Annotated in this window: 17 protein-coding genes; 13 read left to right on the top strand and 4 right to left on the bottom strand. The window is 60.7% G+C overall.

The window, feature by feature from the left end; all coding sequences use genetic code 11:
• Positions 1-3 precede the first annotated feature (3 nt).
• The 11 genes from der (at position 4) to JAB6_RS04215 (ending at position 10,501) form a co-directional block, all read left to right on the top strand.
• On the top strand, positions 4-1,350 hold the full coding sequence (der, locus tag JAB6_RS04265; protein ID WP_034752028.1) for a ribosome biogenesis GTPase Der: 1,347 nt from the start codon (positions 4-6) through the stop codon (positions 1,348-1,350).
• Between the two features lie 241 nt (positions 1,351-1,591).
• Complete coding sequence (hfq, locus tag JAB6_RS04260) at positions 1,592-1,828, top strand: RNA chaperone Hfq (RefSeq protein ID WP_008450615.1); 237 nt, start codon at positions 1,592-1,594, stop codon at positions 1,826-1,828.
• A gap of 114 nt (positions 1,829-1,942) precedes the next feature.
• Complete coding sequence (gene hflX / locus JAB6_RS04255; RefSeq protein WP_034752026.1) at positions 1,943-3,166, top strand: GTPase HflX; 1,224 nt, start codon at positions 1,943-1,945, stop codon at positions 3,164-3,166.
• Between the two features lie 2 nt (positions 3,167-3,168).
• On the top strand, positions 3,169-4,455 hold the full coding sequence (gene hflK, locus JAB6_RS04250; protein ID WP_070301524.1) for an FtsH protease activity modulator HflK: 1,287 nt from the start codon (positions 3,169-3,171) through the stop codon (positions 4,453-4,455).
• Positions 4,455-5,342 (top strand): protease modulator HflC, encoded by an 888-nt coding sequence (gene hflC / locus JAB6_RS04245; protein ID WP_034752023.1) that lies wholly within the window; start codon positions 4,455-4,457, stop codon positions 5,340-5,342. Before hflK ends, hflC begins: the two co-directional genes overlap by 1 nt.
• Before the next feature lie 269 nt (positions 5,343-5,611).
• A complete protein-coding gene (locus JAB6_RS04240) occupies positions 5,612-6,772 on the top strand; it encodes an ATP phosphoribosyltransferase regulatory subunit (RefSeq protein WP_034752022.1) in 1,161 nt (386 codons plus the stop codon).
• Positions 6,773-6,775: 3 nt separating this feature from the next.
• Positions 6,776-8,089: an adenylosuccinate synthase gene (locus JAB6_RS04235; protein ID WP_034752021.1), complete on the top strand. Its 1,314-nt coding sequence runs from the start codon at positions 6,776-6,778 to the stop codon at positions 8,087-8,089.
• A 66-nt stretch (positions 8,090-8,155) separates the two neighbouring features.
• The gene (locus JAB6_RS04230) at positions 8,156-8,701 is read left to right on the top strand and encodes a phosphoribosyltransferase (protein ID WP_034752020.1); all 546 of its coding nucleotides are present in this window, start codon (positions 8,156-8,158) and stop codon (positions 8,699-8,701) included.
• Positions 8,702-8,766: 65 nt separating this feature from the next.
• Positions 8,767-9,276 (top strand): GNAT family N-acetyltransferase, encoded by a 510-nt coding sequence (locus JAB6_RS04225; RefSeq protein ID WP_070301523.1) that lies wholly within the window; start codon positions 8,767-8,769, stop codon positions 9,274-9,276.
• Positions 9,273-10,199, top strand: a complete 927-nt coding sequence (locus JAB6_RS04220; protein WP_139143281.1) for a WD40 repeat domain-containing protein — start codon at positions 9,273-9,275, stop codon at positions 10,197-10,199. Before JAB6_RS04225 ends, JAB6_RS04220 begins: the two co-directional genes overlap by 4 nt.
• The gene (locus JAB6_RS04215; protein ID WP_034752016.1) at positions 10,196-10,501 is read left to right on the top strand and encodes an NIPSNAP family protein; all 306 of its coding nucleotides are present in this window, start codon (positions 10,196-10,198) and stop codon (positions 10,499-10,501) included. The genes JAB6_RS04220 and JAB6_RS04215 overlap by 4 nt, the downstream gene beginning before the upstream one ends.
• A 6-nt stretch (positions 10,502-10,507) precedes the next feature.
• Here the strand turns inward: JAB6_RS04215 and JAB6_RS04210 are convergent, their stop codons facing one another.
• From JAB6_RS04210 to JAB6_RS04195, 4 genes are all read right to left on the bottom strand, one after another.
• On the bottom strand, positions 10,508-11,167 hold the full coding sequence (locus JAB6_RS04210; protein WP_070301521.1) for a glutathione S-transferase family protein: 660 nt from the start codon (positions 11,165-11,167) through the stop codon (positions 10,508-10,510).
• Positions 11,168-11,282: 115 nt separating this feature from the next.
• Positions 11,283-12,716: a hypothetical protein gene (locus JAB6_RS04205; RefSeq protein ID WP_070301520.1), complete on the bottom strand. Its 1,434-nt coding sequence runs from the start codon at positions 12,714-12,716 to the stop codon at positions 11,283-11,285.
• 61 nt (positions 12,717-12,777) lie between these two features.
• Positions 12,778-13,236 (bottom strand): hypothetical protein, encoded by a 459-nt coding sequence (locus JAB6_RS04200; RefSeq protein ID WP_139143280.1) that lies wholly within the window; start codon positions 13,234-13,236, stop codon positions 12,778-12,780.
• Between the two features lie 275 nt (positions 13,237-13,511).
• Complete coding sequence (locus tag JAB6_RS04195; protein WP_070301518.1) at positions 13,512-14,573, bottom strand: AI-2E family transporter; 1,062 nt, start codon at positions 14,571-14,573, stop codon at positions 13,512-13,514.
• 273 nt (positions 14,574-14,846) lie between these two features.
• Here JAB6_RS04195 and JAB6_RS28330 point away from each other — a divergent pair, with 273 nt between their 5' ends.
• Both JAB6_RS28330 and JAB6_RS04180 read left to right on the top strand, forming a co-directional pair.
• Positions 14,847-17,222, top strand: a complete 2,376-nt coding sequence (locus JAB6_RS28330) for a TerB N-terminal domain-containing protein (protein ID WP_139143279.1) — start codon at positions 14,847-14,849, stop codon at positions 17,220-17,222.
• Positions 17,219-18,520, top strand: a complete 1,302-nt coding sequence (locus tag JAB6_RS04180) for an ATP-binding protein (protein WP_070301515.1) — start codon at positions 17,219-17,221, stop codon at positions 18,518-18,520. The genes JAB6_RS28330 and JAB6_RS04180 overlap by 4 nt, the downstream gene beginning before the upstream one ends.

Below are 18,520 nucleotides of genomic sequence, written 5' to 3'. Positions count from 1 at the left end.
ACAATGAAGCCGGTAATTGCACTAGTAGGTCGACCCAATGTTGGGAAATCGACTTTATTCAATCGTCTGACCCGCTCGCGCGATGCGCTGGTGGCGGATTTGCCTGGGTTGACGCGCGATCGTCACTATGGCGAAGGCCGTGTCGGCGAACGTCCCTTCCTCGTCATCGATACGGGTGGTTTCGAACCCGTCGCCAAGGAAGGCATCATGCATCAGATGGCACTGCAGACCAAGCAGGCCGTGGCCGAGGCCGACGTGGTGGTATTCATCGTGGACGGCCGTCAAGGCCTGACCCCGCATGACAAGACCATCGTCGACTTCCTGCGCAAGAGCGGCCGCCCGGTCTTGCTGGTGGTCAACAAAAGCGAAGGCATGCGCTACACGGCCGTCGTGTCCGAATTCTATGAATTGGGCATGGGCGATCCGTATGCGATCTCGTCGGCGCACGGTGACGGCGTCAACGACCTCGTCGAAGTGATGCTGGACCTGGCGTTCGCGCAGCGTCCGGATGAGCCTGAAGAGCTGGAAAAGACCGACCGCGGCATCAAGATCGCCCTCGTCGGTCGTCCGAACGTGGGCAAGTCGACCTTGATCAACACCTTGCTGGGCGAAGAGCGCGTGATCGCCTTCGACATGCCGGGCACGACGCGCGATTCGATCGAAATCCCGTTCGAGCGCGATGGACAGCAATACACCTTGATCGACACGGCCGGTATCCGCCGCCGCGGCAAGGTGTTCGAAGCGATCGAGAAATTCTCTGTCGTGAAAACGCTGCAGTCGATTTCCGAAGCCAACGTGGTCGTGCTGATGCTCGACGCGCAGCAGGATATCTCGGAGCAAGACGCGCATATCGCCGGCTTCATTCTGGAGTCGGGCCGCGCGCTGGTCGTGGCCGTGAATAAATGGGATGGCTTGCAATCGCACGAGCGCGATGAAATCAAGATCGATATCGACCGCAAGCTCGATTTCCTGTCGTTTGCGCAGATGCATTTCATTTCCGCGCTGAAAGGCACCAACATCGGTCCACTGATGAAGTCGCTCAACGCCGCGTATGCGGCCGCCATGTGCGACCTGTCGACGCCGAAGCTGACGCGCGCCCTGATCGAGGCCGTGGAAAAGCAGGAACCGCGCCGCAAGGGTTCGATCCGTCCGAAGCTGCGCTATGCGCACCAGGGCGGCATGAACCCGCCTGTGATCGTTATTCACGGCAATGCGCTCGACGCCGTTGGCGACCCGTACAAACGCTATCTGGAAAAACATTTCCGCGATACGTTTGCCCTGGTCGGCACGCCGCTGCGCATTGAATTGCGTACGGGTAAAAACCCGTTTGCACGCACGCCAAGCAAGTAATGTTTTAAATGCTGAATTAAGTGCATATTAAGGCGCCGCGGAGATAATGCGGCGCCGACAGTCATTTAATGGCTGTTTGCACGAAAATAATAAAGTGTTAATGCGCCATGCGCGACAGCGATCGCGAAAACAGGTTACAGTAGCTATGACGCATCTTTCTTTCTTTGAAAGGTGTGAGAGCACTTGAAATCAAGCGAGTCGCCTCCAATTCTTACACAACAACATAAACAACGGAGCTGTTATGAGCAACAAAGGGCAACTGTTACAAGACCCATTCCTCAATGCATTACGCAAAGAGCATGTTCCTGTCTCGATCTACCTGGTCAATGGCATTAAATTGCAGGGCCATATCGAATCGTTCGATCAATATGTCGTATTGCTGCGCAATACGGTGACACAGATGGTGTACAAGCATGCCATCTCGACAGTGGTGCCGGCCCGTGCCGTCAATCTCAATATTGAATCTGAAGCGGAGTAAAGCGTTGAGCTTGACGGCCCAGCGCCTTTCACCGTCCATCGCCCCCGTCCGCGCCAGCGGCGCTGATGCGTTTGCATCGGCGTCGGCGTCCGCCACAACTCATCAGATGCCATCATGCGCGCGGCACTAGTCGGAGTTGACTTCGGTCACAGCGACTTCGCCGCCAGCATGGAGGAACTCATGCTGTTGTCGCGTTCTGCTGGCGCGGACCCGATTTCCACCATCACGGCCAAGCGTTCGAGTCCCGACTCCGCATATTTCGTCGGCAGCGGCAAGGCCGATGAAATTGGCGACGTCGTCGTCAACGATGGCCTGGAAATCGTCATCTTCAATCATGCCCTCTCGCCTGCCCAGCAGCGCAATCTGGAAAAGCGCCTGAATGTGCGCGTGCTCGACCGTACCAGCCTGATCCTCGACATCTTTGCGCAGCGCGCCAAGAGCCACGAGGGCAAGCTGCAAGTCGAGTTGGCCCAGCTGCAGCATCTGGCCACGCGCCTGATCCGCGGCTGGACCCACCTTGAGCGGCAAAAGGGCGGTATCGGCTTGCGCGGTCCCGGCGAGACGCAGCTCGAGACCGACCGCCGGCTGATCGGCGACCGCGTCAAGGCCTTGCGCGCCCGTCTGGAAAAGCTGCACAAGCAGCGCGAAACGCAGCGCCGCGCGCGCGGCCGCAATCACACATTCTCGGTGTCCCTGGTCGGCTATACCAATGCCGGCAAGTCGACCCTGTTCAATGCCGTGACCAAGGCCGGCGTGTACGTCGCCGACCAGTTGTTCGCCACGCTCGACACCACCTCGCGCCGGGTTTACCTGGGCCAGGAAGTGGGTAACGTGGTGATCTCCGACACGGTCGGCTTCGTGCGCGAATTGCCGCATCAGCTGGTGGCCGCATTCCGCGCCACGCTCGAAGAAACCATCCATGCCGATCTGCTGCTGCACGTCGTCGACGCCGCGTCGCCGGTGCGCATGGAGCAGATCGAGCAGGTCAACCTGGTCTTGAAAGAGATCGGCGCCGATCATATTCCGCAAATCCTCGTGTGGAACAAGATCGATGCGGCCGGGCTGGAGCCTTCGGTGGAGCGCGACGAATATGCTACGATCAGTCGCGTGTTCGTCAGTGCGCAGAAGGGCAGTGGGCTCGACCTGCTGCGCGATGCGATCGTCGAGATGGCCAGGAAGGCGCCCGGTTCGGCCCACCTGTATCAGAACGACGAAGCACCGCAGGAAGATCAGTTTGACGGTCAGTACGACCAGCACGATGGCGCCGCCCCGGACCAGGACGAAGAGCCTGGCGAGGACGATAGGATTTCCACCCACTCCCAAGTCGGAACACGATAGTTATGCTTGTCTCCCTACTCAAAAAAACAGGCTTGAAGTTGTCCCTGAACGATCCCCGCTGGGGCAATCGCAAGGACGACGGCAAGAAAGCCCAAGAAGGCAAAAAGCCCGGCGAAGGTCCGCCGGACCTCGATCAGTTGTGGCGCGATTTCAATCAGCGCCTGAACGCCTTTTTCGGACAGAAGAACCGTCCCGACAACGGCGGCAATAACAACGGCGGTGGCGGTGGTCCGCGCCCAGACATGAAGGGCGCCGGCATCACCGCAGGCGTGGTCGGCGTGATCGCCGTCTTCATCTGGCTCGCCAGCGGCGCCTTCATCGTGCAAGAGGGCCAGAACGGCGTCGTGCTCACGTTCGGCAAGTACAGCCACACCACGCCGGCCGGTTTCAACTGGCGCTGGCCGTACCCGTTCCAGACCGACGAAACCGTCAACGTGTCGCAGGTGCGTACGGTGGAAGTGGGTTACCGCCAGTCGCTGCGCAACAAGCAGGCCAGCGAGTCGCTGATGCTGACGGACGATGAAAACATCATCGACATCCAGTTCGCGGTGCAATACACCCTGAAAGATCCCGTGGCGTGGCTGTTCAACACGCGCGACCAGGAAGACACCTTGCGCCAGGTCGCCGAAACGGCGATCCGCGAAGTGGTCGGCCGCAGCAAGATGGACTTCGTGCTGTACGAGGGCCGCGAAAAGGTGGCTTACGATACGCAGCAGCTGATGCAGCAGATTCTTGACCGCTACAAGGTCGGCGCCGTCATCACCAACGTGACGATGCAGGCCGTGCAGCCGCCGGAGCAGGTGCAAGCCGCCTTCGACGATGCCGTCAAGGCAGGCCAGGACCGCGAGCGCCAGAAGAATGAAGGCCAGGCTTACGCCAACGACGTCATTCCAAAAGCCCGCGGTGCCGCTTTCCGCCTGATGGAGGAAGCCGCAGCGTACAGCGCGATGGTGACCGAGAACGCGGCAGGTAATGCTTCGCGCTTCAAGCAGGTGCTGGTCGAGTACCAGAAGGCGCCGGTTGTCACGCGCGACCGCATGTATCTGGAAACGATGCAGCAAGTGTTCAGCAGTGCCAGCAAGGTCATGGTCGACGCGAAGACGGGCAGCAATCTGCTGTACCTGCCGCTCGACAAGCTGATCGCCCAGACGGCGGCCACCGACGCTGCCGCCGCCCGTGCTGCCGCGACACCCGCAGCCAACACCGTTTTGCCACAGGAAGCCATGCCGACAGTAGAAGTCAATCAGCGCCGCGACAGCCGCTCTTCGCGTGAACGGGAGAGCCGCTAATGAATCGTATCGTAGCCGCCCTGATCGCGGGCTTTATCGCGATCATGCTCTTGTCCTCGACCGTGTTCGTGGTCGACCAGCGTAAGTATGCGGTCGTCTTCGCCCTCGGCGAAGTCAAGGAAGTCATCAGCACGCCGGGCCTGTACTTCAAGCTGCCGCCGCCGTTCCAGAACGTGCTGTACCTGGACAAGCGCATCCTGACCTTGGATACGCCGGAACCGGAACGCTTCATCACGGCCGAGAAGAAGAACATCCTCGTCGACGCCTACGTGAAATGGCGCATCGCCGATCCGCGCCTGTATTTCCGCAGCTTCGGCGGCGATGAAAAGCCGGCCCGCAACCGCATGTCGCAAATCGTCAAGGCGGCGCTGAACGATGAAATCACCAAGCGCACCGTGCGCGAAGTGATCTCGGGCCAGCGCGGCAAGGTGATGGAAGCGATCCTGGCGAAGGTCTCGGCGGAAGCGAAGGCCATCGGCGTGGAAATCGTCGACGTGCGCCTGAAACGCGTCGACTACGTCGAGCAGATCAACAACTCCGTGTACGAGCGCATGAAGTCCGAGCGCGTGCGCGTGGCCAACGAGCTGCGTTCGACCGGTTCGGCCGACTCCGAGAAGATCCGCGCCGACGCCGACAAGCAGCGCACGGTGATCCTGGCCGAAGCGTACCGCGAAGCCGAGAAGATCCGCGGCGAGGGCGATGCCAAGGCATCGCAGATCTATGCGGAAGCGTTTGGCAAGAATCCGGAGTTCTACAAGTTCTATCGCAGCCTGGAAGCCTACCGCGCCACGTTCAAGGACAAGGGCGACGTGATGGTGGTCGATCCGAGTTCGGAATTCTTCAAGTACTTCAAGGGCGGCGGCGCAGCCGGTTCGGCCAAGAAGTAAGACAGCATCGGGACTGCCCCCGTCCGCAACGACGGGGCAGTAGCAGCGGGGCCGGCATCAATGCCGGCCCCGTTTTTTTGTGCGCGCCAGGTTGTTGCGGGAAGGCGTAAAATTCCCTGTTTTTAGGGCTGCGCGGCAGCGTTTCGGACAACTTATCCCTAAAGGCCCGTGTTTTCGCGTAAAATATCAGGTTCGGCCTCTTGCCTGGCGCGCCCGCCGCTGCCTCGCATGATGCATTTTTTCAACTTTCTTCCGTATCTCGCTCCCTCATGCCGAATTGGCTTTTGCCCGAAAATATTGCCGATGTTCTGCCGTCGGAAGCGCGCAAGATCGAAGAGCTGCGCCGCCTCATGCTGGATAATTTCCGTCTGTACGGATATGAACTGGTGATGCCGCCGCTGCTCGAGTATCTGGAATCGCTGATGACCGGCGCTGGCAAGGATACTGACCTGCGCACGTTCAAACTGGTCGACCAGCTGTCTGGCCGCATGCTCGGCCTGCGCGCCGACATGACGACGCAAGTGGCGCGCATCGACGCCCATCTGCTGAACCGCGCCACCGTCACCCGCCTGTGCTACGCCGGCAGCGTGCTGCATACCCGTCCATCGGGCTTGCACGCCACCCGCGAACCGCTGCAGATCGGCGCCGAAATCTATGGACACGCCGGCCTGGAAGCCGATGCCGAGATCCAGGAACTGGCGCTCGCTTCGCTGGCACTGGCCGGTTTCGATAGCGTCCGCCTGGATTTGTCGCACGTCGGCCTGTTGCGCGCTATCATTGCGCAAGACGCCGCCGCCGAGCGCGACGAAGCTGCGCTGTACGCCTTGCTGCGCGCGAAAGATGCGCCGGGCCTGCGCGCCCTGACCGCATCCTACGATGCCGTCACGCGCGATGCGCTGCTGGCCTTGCCGAACCTGTATGGCGACATCGACGTGCTGGCGCGTGCGCGCGAAGTGCTGCCGCCGTTGCCGGGCGTGTTGAAGGCGCTGGCCGAACTGGCCGCGCTGGCAGGATCTGCCCTGGGCCGCGCCGAAGTGGCGATCGACCTGGCCGACCTGCGCGGCTACCAATATGAAAGTGGCGCGATGTTTGCGCTGTATGTACCTGGCTTGCCGAACGCGGTTGCGCGCGGCGGCCGTTATGACCACGTCGGCGAAGCGTTCGGCCGGGCACGTCCCGCGACCGGCTTCTCGCTCGATTTGCGCGAACTGGCGCGCCTGCTCCCAACGGCGGAACGGAAGCATTCGATCCGCGCCCCATGGGGCAGCGCGCCAGAATTGAAGGAAAAAATCGCCGAGTTGCGCAAGGCGGGCGAGGTCGTGATCCAGAGTATGCCGGGTCACAGTAATGAACAAGACGAGTTCGAGTGCGATCGCGTGCTGGTACTTGCCGATAATGGTAGTAGCTGGATTCTTAAAAACTTAGGTTAAGTGATGTCAAAGAAAATTATGGCAAAGAACGTCGTTGTCATCGGCACCCAATGGGGCGATGAAGGTAAAGGCAAGATCGTCGATTGGTTGACCGATCACGCCCAAGGTGTGGTGCGCTTCCAGGGCGGCCACAATGCAGGCCACACGCTGGTCATCGGCGGCGTCAAAACCGCGCTGCAGCTGATCCCTTCGGGCATCATGCGTCCAGGCGTCGCCTGCTACATCGGTAACGGCGTGGTCGTTTCCGTGCCGGACGTGCTGCGCGAAATCGACAAGCTCGAAGCTGTCGGCGTCGAAGTCGCTTCGCGCCTGAAAGTGTCGGACGCGGCGCCCGTGATCCTGCCTTACCACACCGCGATCGACCTGGCGCGTGAAGCCAAGCGTGGCGATGCGAAGATCGGCACCACCGGCAAGGGCATCGGCCCTGCCTACGAAGACAAAGTGGCGCGCCGCGCGATCCGTATCGCCGACCTGCTGAACGAGAAGCGCTTTGCCGAAAAGCTGGCCGAAAACCTCGATTACCACAACTTCGTGCTGGAAAACTACCTGAAGGCGCCGAAAGTCGACTATCAGAAGACCCTCGACGACGCGCTGGCCTATGTGCCGCGTCTGCGTCCGATGGTCACCGACGTGTCGAGTGCGCTGTACAAGGCGCACAAGGCCGGCGCGAACCTGCTGTTCGAAGGCGCGCAGGGCTCCCTGCTCGACGTCGACCACGGCACCTACCCGTTCGTCACCTCGTCGAACTGCGTGGCCGGCAATGCCGCCGCCGGTTCGGGTGTCGGTCCTGGCATGCTGCACTACATCATGGGCATCACCAAGGCTTACACGACGCGCGTCGGTTCCGGCCCGTTCCCTTCGGAACTGCCAACGGATGCGGGCGTCGGCCACCACCTGGCGCAAGTCGGTCATGAATTCGGCACCGTGACGGGCCGTGCCCGCCGCTGCGGCTGGTTCGACGCCGCCTTGCTGCGCCGCTCCGTGCAGATCAACGGCGTGACGGGCATGTGCCTGACCAAGCTGGACGTGCTGGATGGTATCGAAACGCTGAAACTGTGCACCGGCTACACCATCGATGGCGTAGCCACGGACATCTTCCCATCGGGCGCCGAAGAAGCCGCCCGTTGCGTGCCGGTGTACGAAGAGATGCCAGGCTGGACGGAAAGCACGGTCGGCGCGAAATCGCTGGCGGCGCTGCCGGCAACGGCGCGCGCTTACATCAAGCGCATCGAAGAACTGGTCGGCGTACCGGTGGACATGGTTTCGACCGGTCCGGATCGTGAAGAAACGATCGTGCTGCGTCACCCATTCGAGTAAGCTGCTGGACACAATCCGCCGCAAGGCGGATTTTTTTAATCACGCTAATAATAAGATTCCACTATCATGACTACCCCACAATCGAACGATCAACACCTTTGGGTCAACTGGGAAGAATACCACCGCCTGATCGAGCGCCTGGCGCTCAAGGTCTACGAATCGGGCTGGAAATTCGACCAGGTATTGTGCCTGGCGCGCGGCGGCGTGCGTCCCGGCGACGTATTCTCGCGCATTTTTGATTTGCCACTGGCCATCCTGTCGACCAGCTCCTACCGCGAAGACGCGGGCACGGTGCGCGGCGACCTCGATATCGCCAAGTACATGACCATGACCAAGGGCCCGCTGGCCGGCCGCATCCTGCTGGTCGACGACCTGGCCGATTCGGGCGTCACCTTGGACAAGGTCACGCGTCACCTGAAGGAAAACTTCCCTGACGTGACCGAAGTCAAATCGGCCGTGATCTGGCTGAAGGGCTGCTCCGTCGTGCGTCCCGACTACTTCCTCGACGAACTGCCGCACAACCCGTGGATCCACCAGCCGTTCGAAGACTACGACGGCCTGCGTCCGCACCAACTGGCGGCGTGGATCAAGAAGGGCGAAGCAGGCAAGTAATTGCGTGCGCGCTTGCAAAAAAAAGACGATCGTGTATCGTCTTTTTTTTCGTCCAAGGAAATGCGATGACCATACTCACGACGGCGCGCCTGCGCCTGGAACCGATTACGGAAAACCACTACGAGCGCATGCGCATGCTCAACACCGATCCCGAGGTGATGACCTATCTGAACGCGGGCCAGCCCGAAAAGGAAGAGGACACGCGCGCCGCCGTCAAGCGCGTCACGGGCCGCTGGGCCGAATGGGGCTATTCCTGGTGGGCGCTGATACGCCTCGATGATGGCGAGATGGTGGGCATGGCCTGCCTGCAGCATCTCGATGGCGACAAGAGCAAGCCGCACGAAATCGGCTGGCGTCTGGCCCGCACGGGCTGGGGCCAAGGCTATGCCAGCGAAGCGGCAGCGGCCATCGTCGCGCATGCGTTCGACGTCGTCGGCGCGCCCGAAGTGGTGGCCGTGGCGCACCCGGACAATGCCGCCTCGATCAAGGTCATGACGCGCCTTGGCATGCAATACGTGGGCATGGAACGCCATTACGATATCGATAGCGTCGTGTACCGCCTGGCGCGCCCATGACAGCAAGGCCGAAGTCCTTGACGCTGGGCTGCGCCTACGGCGTGCGGTTTTCGCCCGATGGCGCGCGCCTGGCTGTGCTGGGGCGCGACCTGGTCCTGTGGGACGTGGCGGCACGCCAGAAACTGTGGCGCGGCAAGTTCATCGCCCACTGTTCCAGCATGGCCTTTTCGCCTGACGGCGACCGGCTGGCCATCAAGAGCACGACGGGCCTGCAGGCCGTGGTGGATGCGCAGGCGGGCCAGTTGCTCGTGAACTTCCAGAACAAAAAAGATGGCGAAGGCTGCGGTCCCGCGTGGTCGCCGTGCGGCCGGTATCTCGTCGACGGCGGCTGGGATGGCCGCCTGCGCGTGCGCGATGCGCAGACGGGCGACCTGCTGTTCATGCACGAGCACCCGGGCGAGATGCTGCGCGGTGTCTGGTCCATCGATGGCGGGCGGCGTTTGCTGGTCCTGCATGGCATCAAGTCGGTGGAGGAAGGGCAGGTGCAGCCGCCCGACTACTGCAGCGTGTGTGACTGGCCGCTGCAAGCGGGAGGCGGGCGCGTGGTGCTGTCGCTGCCCAAACTGGCGTCGTGCGCCCCATCGCCCGATGGCGAGCGCCTGGCCGTGCTGCATTACGCGGGCGGCGACGAGTATCTGTCCGTGCATGCGATGGATGATGGCCGCTGTCTGGCCACGGCGCCCGTGGAAGCGGGGGCTGGCACGGGTGACGCCTTGCGCTGGCTGCCCGACGGCAGCGCGCTGGGACGCATCGGCAAGGGCAAGCTGTTGTTCTACGCCTGGCCGGGGCTCGGCGTCCTGGCGCAGGAAGATTTTGCGTATCCCTGCGCGCTGGACTTTTTGCCTGGCTCGCCATTGGCCGCCATCGGTTCCTGGGAGTCTGGCATGCTGATGGATCTGAACGTTCACAAGGAAAGCCCATGATCACCTGCTACCTGCGTTACATCATCGACCCGTACAAATTGCGGGAATTCGAAGCCTACGGCAAGCTGTGGATACCGCTGGTCGAACGCTTCGGCGGCCAGCACCACGGCTACTTTTTGCCATCGGAAGGCGCCAGCAATGTGGCGCTGGCCATGTTCTCGTTCCCCAGCCTGGCCTTGTATGAGCAGTACCGCAGCGATTCGATGCAGGACGCCGAATGCCAGGCCGCCTTCCGCTATGCCGAGGAGACGCGCTGCATCGTCAGCTATGAGCGCAGTTTTTTCCGCCCCGTGTTTGCCTGAACAAGGTCAATCGCGCTGCGGCGCGCCCAGGGGGAAGAGGTGGCGGTACGGGCGTGCTTCTTCCACCGCGCGGGCGAACGACGGGCGGGCCAGCAGGCGCGCGCGGTAGGCGCGCAGCAGGGGCAGCGTCGCGGGAATCGGCTGCGTCCAGTCCGCATAGAACAGCGAGGGAGCTGCGGCGCAGTCGGCCAGCGTAAAGCGGTCGCCGGCGGCCCACGTCTTGCCGACCAGATGGGTTTCCAGCCAGGCGTAGGCGAGGTCCAGCTTGTCGCCTGCGAACGCGCGGCCTTCCTCGGTCTTCGCCGCGTCGCCGCTCAAGGCGGCGCCGACGGCATGCTGCACAGGTGTCATGACGTGCAGGTCGAAATAGCGGTCGAGAAAACGCACCTCCAGCGCCTGCATGGCGTCGTCCGGCAGCAGGCGCAGGGTGCCCGGATGGGCCAGTTGCAGGTATTCGATGATGATGCTGGTCTCGGCGACGTTGCGCTCGCCGTCCACCAGCAGCGGGAATTTGCGCAGCGGCCAGCGCTCCAGCCATTGCTGCAAGTGCTGGGGCATGTCCGGCGCCAGGCAGCGGAAATCGAACGGTATGGCGTTTTCGTACAGGGCGATGAGCACCTTTTGCGTGTACGAGGAAAAGGGATGGCCGTAGAGGATCAGCGACACGGTGGGATCTCCTGTGCAAAGTTGGCAACACGCGCGTGTGGCAACGATAGTGCAATGACAGGATCAATGCAAGCGGTCCGGGCCGTTCCGCTTGCATCCGAGGCCCGCTCGCCGCCTAACTCAGGTTTGCCAGGTAGCGCAACCCCGTGATGCTGGGGAAGAAGCAATACACGCCGCCGCGCGTGACGACGCTGCGCGAAAAATGCTGCAGTTTCGTATTGCCGCTGCCCTTGGCGCCCACGCCGGGCAAGGTGAAGGAGCTGACGCCCGGGGCGTTGATTCCCAGGAACACGTCCTGGCCGCTGATATTGAGCGTGGCGTTGCCCGCCTCGGGACCGGCCGGGCCGACGGCCGATTTGACGAAGGTAGCGTCATCGTTCCATTGCTGCATCAGGAATTCGAACTGATTGCGCAGGTTGGCATTGATGAAATAACCGACCAGTCCCCGCTGCTCTGCGATGGGTGTCACCGGATCGTATTCGCTGCCGTAGGGCATGGCCCGCCGCACGATGCGGTGGTGGCGGGCCGAGGTGCCCACGACGCCTTCGTCGCGCGGGTTGTTGCGCCGGATATGCGCGCCGATCGGGCATTTCAGGCCCAGCGTGTCGTCCAGTTCCGGCTGCGCATCGACATAGTGAAAGTGGTTCAGGCTGGCGTCCGGCAGCACGGGCCCCGGTTCGTCCGGGCTGAGCACGAGCGGATTGCCGTTGCGCCAGCGTCCGCACATCTTGGCGGCCACCATCTCGGTACTGAGCCCGGAACTGGCCGCGCCCTGGCTCAGAATACTGTCGAACAGGGGCACGTCCTGCTCCAGGATGCGGAAGGCGGCATAGCTGCCATTGGTGGACAGTTGCGGCGGCTGCACCTGGTAGGTGCCGCCGTTTTCATTCGGATAGCCGAGCAGGAATTCGCCCGTCTTGACGCTGTTGAGCGGGTCCGGTTCGTATGCGCGTTCGTGCTTGCGCGGCGGGGCGCCATCGACGTCGGGCTGGGCGATATTGTCGCGGTAGCCGAAATGCACGCGGTTGCCTGGCAGGGCCACGCCGTCGTGCGCATACAGTTCATGCCAGCCGGCGGCAAAGGCGCCACGCAGCTTGGCCGACGTTGCCTGCAGCACTTCCTCCGATTCGCTGACCCACAGGCTCAGCATCGCATGCACCTGGCCGGCTGTGGTGGCCGGCCCCAGGTTGCCGAGCCAGTGTTCGGGGGCACTGTCGCCCACGTCGCCCACGGCGGCGACGCTGGCCGGATCGGCCGCACCCCGTTGAAATGCCTGGTCAAAGGTGGCCAGCTCGGCCGCGGTTATCCCCAGAGCCGACAGGCCGGGAGCGGTAAAGCTGAGGTTCAGGAAGCAGGGCGGCTTGGGGTGGATATGGCGCGCGGTGGTAATGGTTGGCAGCCCGTCGCTGCCGTCGAGCAGGGCGGCGATGGTGCGCCGCGCCTGCGCCGCATCCGTGATGCTGAAGATGAAATGGCGCGCCAGGTTGACGCGGTAGCCGCGCAGGATCGTGCCTTGCACGTCGTCGTAATCGATGGTGGGATCGGCCATGCTGTCTCTCCGGGGGCTGGGGTGGTGGGGCCGCTTGCGCAGCCCCGGCGTGGCGTTTTCTTTAGACGGAAGCGAGGATTTGCTGGACGGTCTGCGGATAGGCGTTATACAGGCCCGTGTTGGGCACGTGCTGCGCGGCGTCGTTGGCGGTGATGAAGGCTTCGAATGCGGCCACATGGTTGGCAACGGGCATCAGCGCCTTGCCGCCCACGACAAACTGCAGCAGCGCGTCGAATACCTCGCCCAGCTGGGCCACGAAATCCTCGATGTAGCCGTTGAAGCTGCCGTCATACTCGGTGATGACGCCGATGATCAGGGTATCGGAAGTACCCGTCTTGCCAATGTTGGGTAGCAGATTGGCCTGCGAGCGGTCAAACAGGACGAAGCGGGCAAAGTGCACGGTACCGATATTGGTGAGGGCGGTATTGATCTTCGTCTGGTATTCCTGCAATGCTGCGGCGATGGAGATCGGATTGGTGCCGGGTAGTACCGGCATCATTAAGCACAGTGGATTTGCCATGGAAGGCTCCTCATTACGTGGTTGTCGGGACGACCGACACTACGCCGCGGCTCCTGCTGCGTCAAAAACTATATTTTTGCATTTGTTGCTAAATGTATACTATTGCAACATGATAGTTGCTATGAAATGTGGTCTCATGTGGATAGTTGCCGAGGCTGGCCGGCGCTGGCGGACACTCTGCCGCCAGGCGGTTCCGGCCCGTTTCGGGAAGCGCAAGTGGCGCCGCCCGCAGGCCGGGTTCTCGATGGTTTATTTTTGCAGGCTGGGACGGCGCCTCAATCCTCGGCCTGGAATTCGCTGGCCGAGACGAACAGGTCCCATGAGGCGATGAACAGGGCCGCGACCACGGGGCCGATGACGAAGCCGTTCAGGCCAAACAGGGCCATGCCGCCCACGGTCGACAGCAGCACCACGTAGTCGGGCATCTTGGTGTCCTTGCCCACCAGGATAGGGCGCAGCACGTTGTCGACCAGGCCGATGACGAAGACGCCGAAGGCGGCCAGGCCCGCGCCTTGCCAGATGGCGCCCGTGGCCAGGAAGTAGACGGCCACGGGCGCCCAGACGAGGGCGGCGCCGACGGCCGGCAGCAGCGACAGGAAGGCCATCAGCACGGCCCACAGCAGGGGCGCCGGCACGTCGAGGAACCAGAACGCCAGCCCGCCGAGGGCGCCCTGGGCGATTGCCACGAGGATGTTGCCTTTCACCGTGGCGCGGATCACGGTGGTGAAATTGGTGAACAGGCGCTGCTTGTACTTGCGGCTCAGCGGCACGGCGCCCTTGATGCGGGCCGACAGGGTCGAGCCATCGCGCATGAGGAAAAACAGCAGGTACAGCATGATGCACAGGCTGGTGAGGAATTCGAAGGTGTACAGGCCCACGTTGATGGCTTTCACCGCCACCACCTGGCTCACCTGCGTGGCGCCCTCGGCCAGTTTGTCCTGCAGGCTGGCCAGGCTGGTCAGGTTGAAGCGGTCGAGCAAGTTGATCAGCCATTGCGGCAGCACCGCCATGATTTTATTGAAGAACATGGCAACCGTGAATTCGCCCGAACGTACCATTTCCACGACGCTGGCCGCCTGGTTCACAAGCGATACGGAAATGAGCGACAGCGGCAGGATGACGATGACGATGATCAGCAGCAAGGTCAGCAGCGACGCCAGGCCGGCGCGGCCCCTGGTTTTCAACAGCAGCCAGCGGTACACGGGCGCGAACAGGATCGCCAGGATGACGCCCCAGAAGATGGCGCCCGCATACGGCGCCAGTATCCAGCCGAAGCCGATGGTGACGATGCTCAGGAGGAGCAGGAACACTTTCTGGTGCAGCGTGAGGGTAGGCATGGGCGGTAGCGGAATGATAAGGGTTGAGTTGTCCCATCATAAGCGAGGCATGGTGCGGCGCGCCATACAATTGTCGCCTTGCTAGTCCATGCGCGAGGCGGTAGGTAAAAACCGCACGGGTACTTGTACGACGAGCGGATAGCCGATGTGACGTTGCAAAAAAATCCGCAAGGCAAGATAAGCATTCGCTGACGCCAACATTTCTATACAATAAAGCATCTTACTTTCATTGCCTTACCTTAATTTACCTGTATCTGTGGCGGAAAGAAGAATGTGGTGTGGAAGAAAAGATTCAGGTTTTGGTTAGAGTGTGTCTCATCATGGCGCTGGATGTTTTTCATTGTATTGCTGGCATTTGCCGCTTACCATTTGATAAGCCCAGCCTTACTGCTGTCGTTGATTGCCGGTGCACTGTATGTAGGATGCCGCTATCGCGCGCGCAGGCAAAAATTGCGGCGTTCTTCGCCGCCTGAATTGCCTTCCTGTTCCGTGCTGCTCACTACAGAGGCGCCAGTTTCAGGCATCGCGTCTTTGCCCGTGTCAAGCGCAGTAAGTGATCTTGTGCCGCCAGCATCAACATGTCAGGAAAAAACAAGCGAGGTTCTATTGGCTGATCCATCTGGCTACCGCATTCCCCCGCCGCCCGTGCATGCCCCTGTCGCTCAATGGATAGCGCGTCATGAAAGCGTGGAGATTGGCGGCCTGTTGATTTCTGGCGGGATGATTTATGTTGGTCAAAGCTTGCCAGGGAATAGCGGTAGGGCCGATCCTGCCCTGATCGATCCTCGCAAGAGTGTCGATTTCGGGAGCGACTATGCGACTCCCGTGAATTTCTACTGGTCGAGTTATGCGGATGCCTTGCCTCAGCAGCGCGGAGCTTACTTGCGTTGGCTTGCCGATGGGCGTAGTAGTCCAGATGCCGATATCGCTTATGTATTCGCCTTCTTTTATGGACTCGAACGGCGAGTATTGATCGATGCGGAAAATCACCGTGCCATTGATGCGGAAATACCGCAGATTATCAAAGAACTCACACGGCTGCATAAACATTATGGCGGCAAGTCCGGATTGTTTTCGCGTCATTGCATGTCTCTTTTAGAAGTTCTGCAATTGGCAAGCAATCCAGAGCGGTTATATCTGCAGCCGATACCAGATCTGCGTCCTGAAGATGGCATGCCCCTGCATTTGCGGGTGGCGCTCGGGCAAGCATGTCGCGACAAGACGCTACTGACCGTAGATATGGGTTGGGCGTGGGTCCGTTACGATCCGGCGCTGATATTGCGCACGGCGGCAAGCCGCTGTCCTGAAGAATTTGAATGCTTGTTTCGCCTGATGTACAGGCGGTTGCATGGCGATGGTATCGCGCTTGTTTCGACGTCGCACAAGCTGTGCCTGCCATATTCGCCCGCGTCGCCAGGATTGAAGGAGGGCGCGGGCAGGAAGGTAGTGCTAGCCGATATTCCCGATCTCACCATCGCCAGCGTTCCGCAGCAAACCCTGCAAAAACTGATCGATGTCTGCTCGGCGGAACTGGACGCTTATAGTCGTTTCATTGAGCATCGCCCAGACAGACGAGCAACCTTGGATGCCTGGGTGTTATTGCCATATTCACTATGGCCTGAGAAGGCGAAGCAAACTCTTTGTTACTTGACTGCGAGCTTGGGCGAGACGGTGCTGGTGATGTCTGTGAATGAACTGGCACGGCATTTTGGTGCATCGGACGGGATCGGCAAAGACAGTTTGCGTGCTTTGGCTGCGGCGCTGCTGTCGCAGCAGATTGCCATGGAGCCGGACATCCTGTCCGTGGCAGGCAACGCAGCTTTGACCGAACGGGTGGCGCTGTACCGAGCCGCAGAGTGCGAAGAAGCGGGCGATGACGCGCCGTTTTACTATACTGCCTTGCTGAGTCTGGAGTTGCTGATTGCCATGGCGCAGTCGGAAGGTGTGTATTCTGACCATAAATGGCCACTTTGCCAGGCACAGATCACCGCTTGGCGCCAGTTGACGCCCCACCAGCAGCGCCGCCTGATGGCGCGCCTTATTCTGCTGCAACCAGTCGCGCTGAGTTCCTTCAAACGTCGTATTGCGGCGCTCCCACTGACCGCGCGGGATGCCTGTGCCGACTGCATCATCACGATGGTGGGAGCACCTGCGACACGCCAGGAAATCGCGGTGCTGGAAAAGGTCTGCACACTGTTGGGTGTTGAGCATGAAAAAATGTACAGTCAAGTACATGCTGCCGCGACAGCACATCCGCCAGCAAACGGTTCAAGTGTGTCGTCAGGCGGCTTTGTGCTGGATCTCGCGCGCATTGCGGCATTACAAAAAGACAGTCAACAGGTGGCAACCCTATTGGGCGATATCTTTCAGGACGAAGCGACTTCTGAAGTCGCGCTGCCGCCACTCGACAGTCAAGACGGATTACTTGGTCTTGATGCCATGCACGCCGCGTTTTCCCGCCATCTGCTGTCGCGCGTTTCATGGCAGCGCTCGGAGCTGGAACCAATCGCCCGCGATGCAGGCGTTATGCTTGATGGCGCCCTGGAGCGGATCAACGAAGCGTGCTTCGACGCGTTCGATATGTCCTGCACCGAAGGCGACGATCCCATCGACATCAATCCCGACATTCTTGAAAGACTTGCTCAATGAACGCTCCAGCTATCCGTCCCAAAGACCGCGACGCGGTGATCCAGTCCTTGCGTGCCGGCGTCGTGCCACGTGCCGGTCAACACCTGATCCAGGTTGGCCGCAAACCGGAGATCGAGACGCTGGTGGCAGATCTTGATCGTATCGCCGATGGCGGTTCGACGATACGCTTTGTTATTGGTGAATATGGCGCTGGCAAGACTTTTTTTCTTAACCTGATACGTTCTGTGGCGATGGAAAAAAAACTGGTGACAGCCAACGCCGACCTGAATCCCGATCGGCGCCTGCATGCAACCGGTGGCCAGGCACGCTCGTTGTACGCGGAATTGATGCGCAATCTTTCCACTCGCACCAAGCCTGATGGTGGCGCGATGGCAGGCATCGTCGAACGATTTATTGCCAATGCCAAAACCGAAGCACTGGCGCAAGGTGCCAGTACCGAGGAAGTGATACGGCAAAAGCTTGAACATTTGACGGAGATGGTTAACGGTTTTGATTTTGCTGATGTGATCGCAGCATACTGTCGTGGGTTCGAGGCCGGTGACGAGGTATTGAAATCCGATGCGATCCGCTGGCTGCGCGGTGAATTCAATACCAAGACTGAAGCGCGCCAGGCATTGGGCGTACGTTCCATTGTAGACGATGCCTCTTTTTACGATCAGTTGAAGCTGTTCGCCCGCTTCGTGCGACTGGCTGGTTACGCCGGCTTTGTCGTCTGTCTTGATGAACTGGTCAATTTGTACAAACTGGCCAATACGCCGGCGCGCAACGCCAACTATGAGCAGATACTGCGTATCCTGAATGACACCTTGCAAGGTACGGCGGTAGGGCTCGGATTCATTATGGGCGGTACGCCGGAATTCCTACTCGATACGCGGCGCGGCCTGTTCAGCTATCCGGCCCTGCAAAGCCGGTTGGCGGAAAATACTTTTGCCGTTGCTGGTCTGGTCGATTATAGCGGCCCCGTGCTGAGGCTGGCGAGCTTGCGTCCCGAAGACTTTTATGTGCTGCTGGACAAACTGCGTCACGTGCACGCACATGGCATCGCTGAGAAATATCTGCTGCCTGATGAAGCTTTACCGGCTTTCATGGAGCATTGCGCGCGGCGCCTCGGCGACAGTTACTTCCGCACGCCGCGCACGACTATCACAGCCTTTGTCAATTTGCTGGCGGTACTGGAGCAAAATCCTGGCGCTTCATGGCGGCAACTGTTAGGTGCTGTTGAAGTCATACCTGATATGGCTGGTATGTCTGATAGCGAGGTCGAAGCCGACGACGAGTTCGCGTCATTCAAGCTCTGA

It is taken from the genome of Janthinobacterium sp. HH104 (genome assembly GCF_001758715.1).
Lineage (GTDB): Bacteria > Pseudomonadota > Gammaproteobacteria > Burkholderiales > Burkholderiaceae_D > Janthinobacterium > Janthinobacterium aestuarii.
This window is presented reverse-complemented; position numbering and strand designations above follow the sequence as displayed.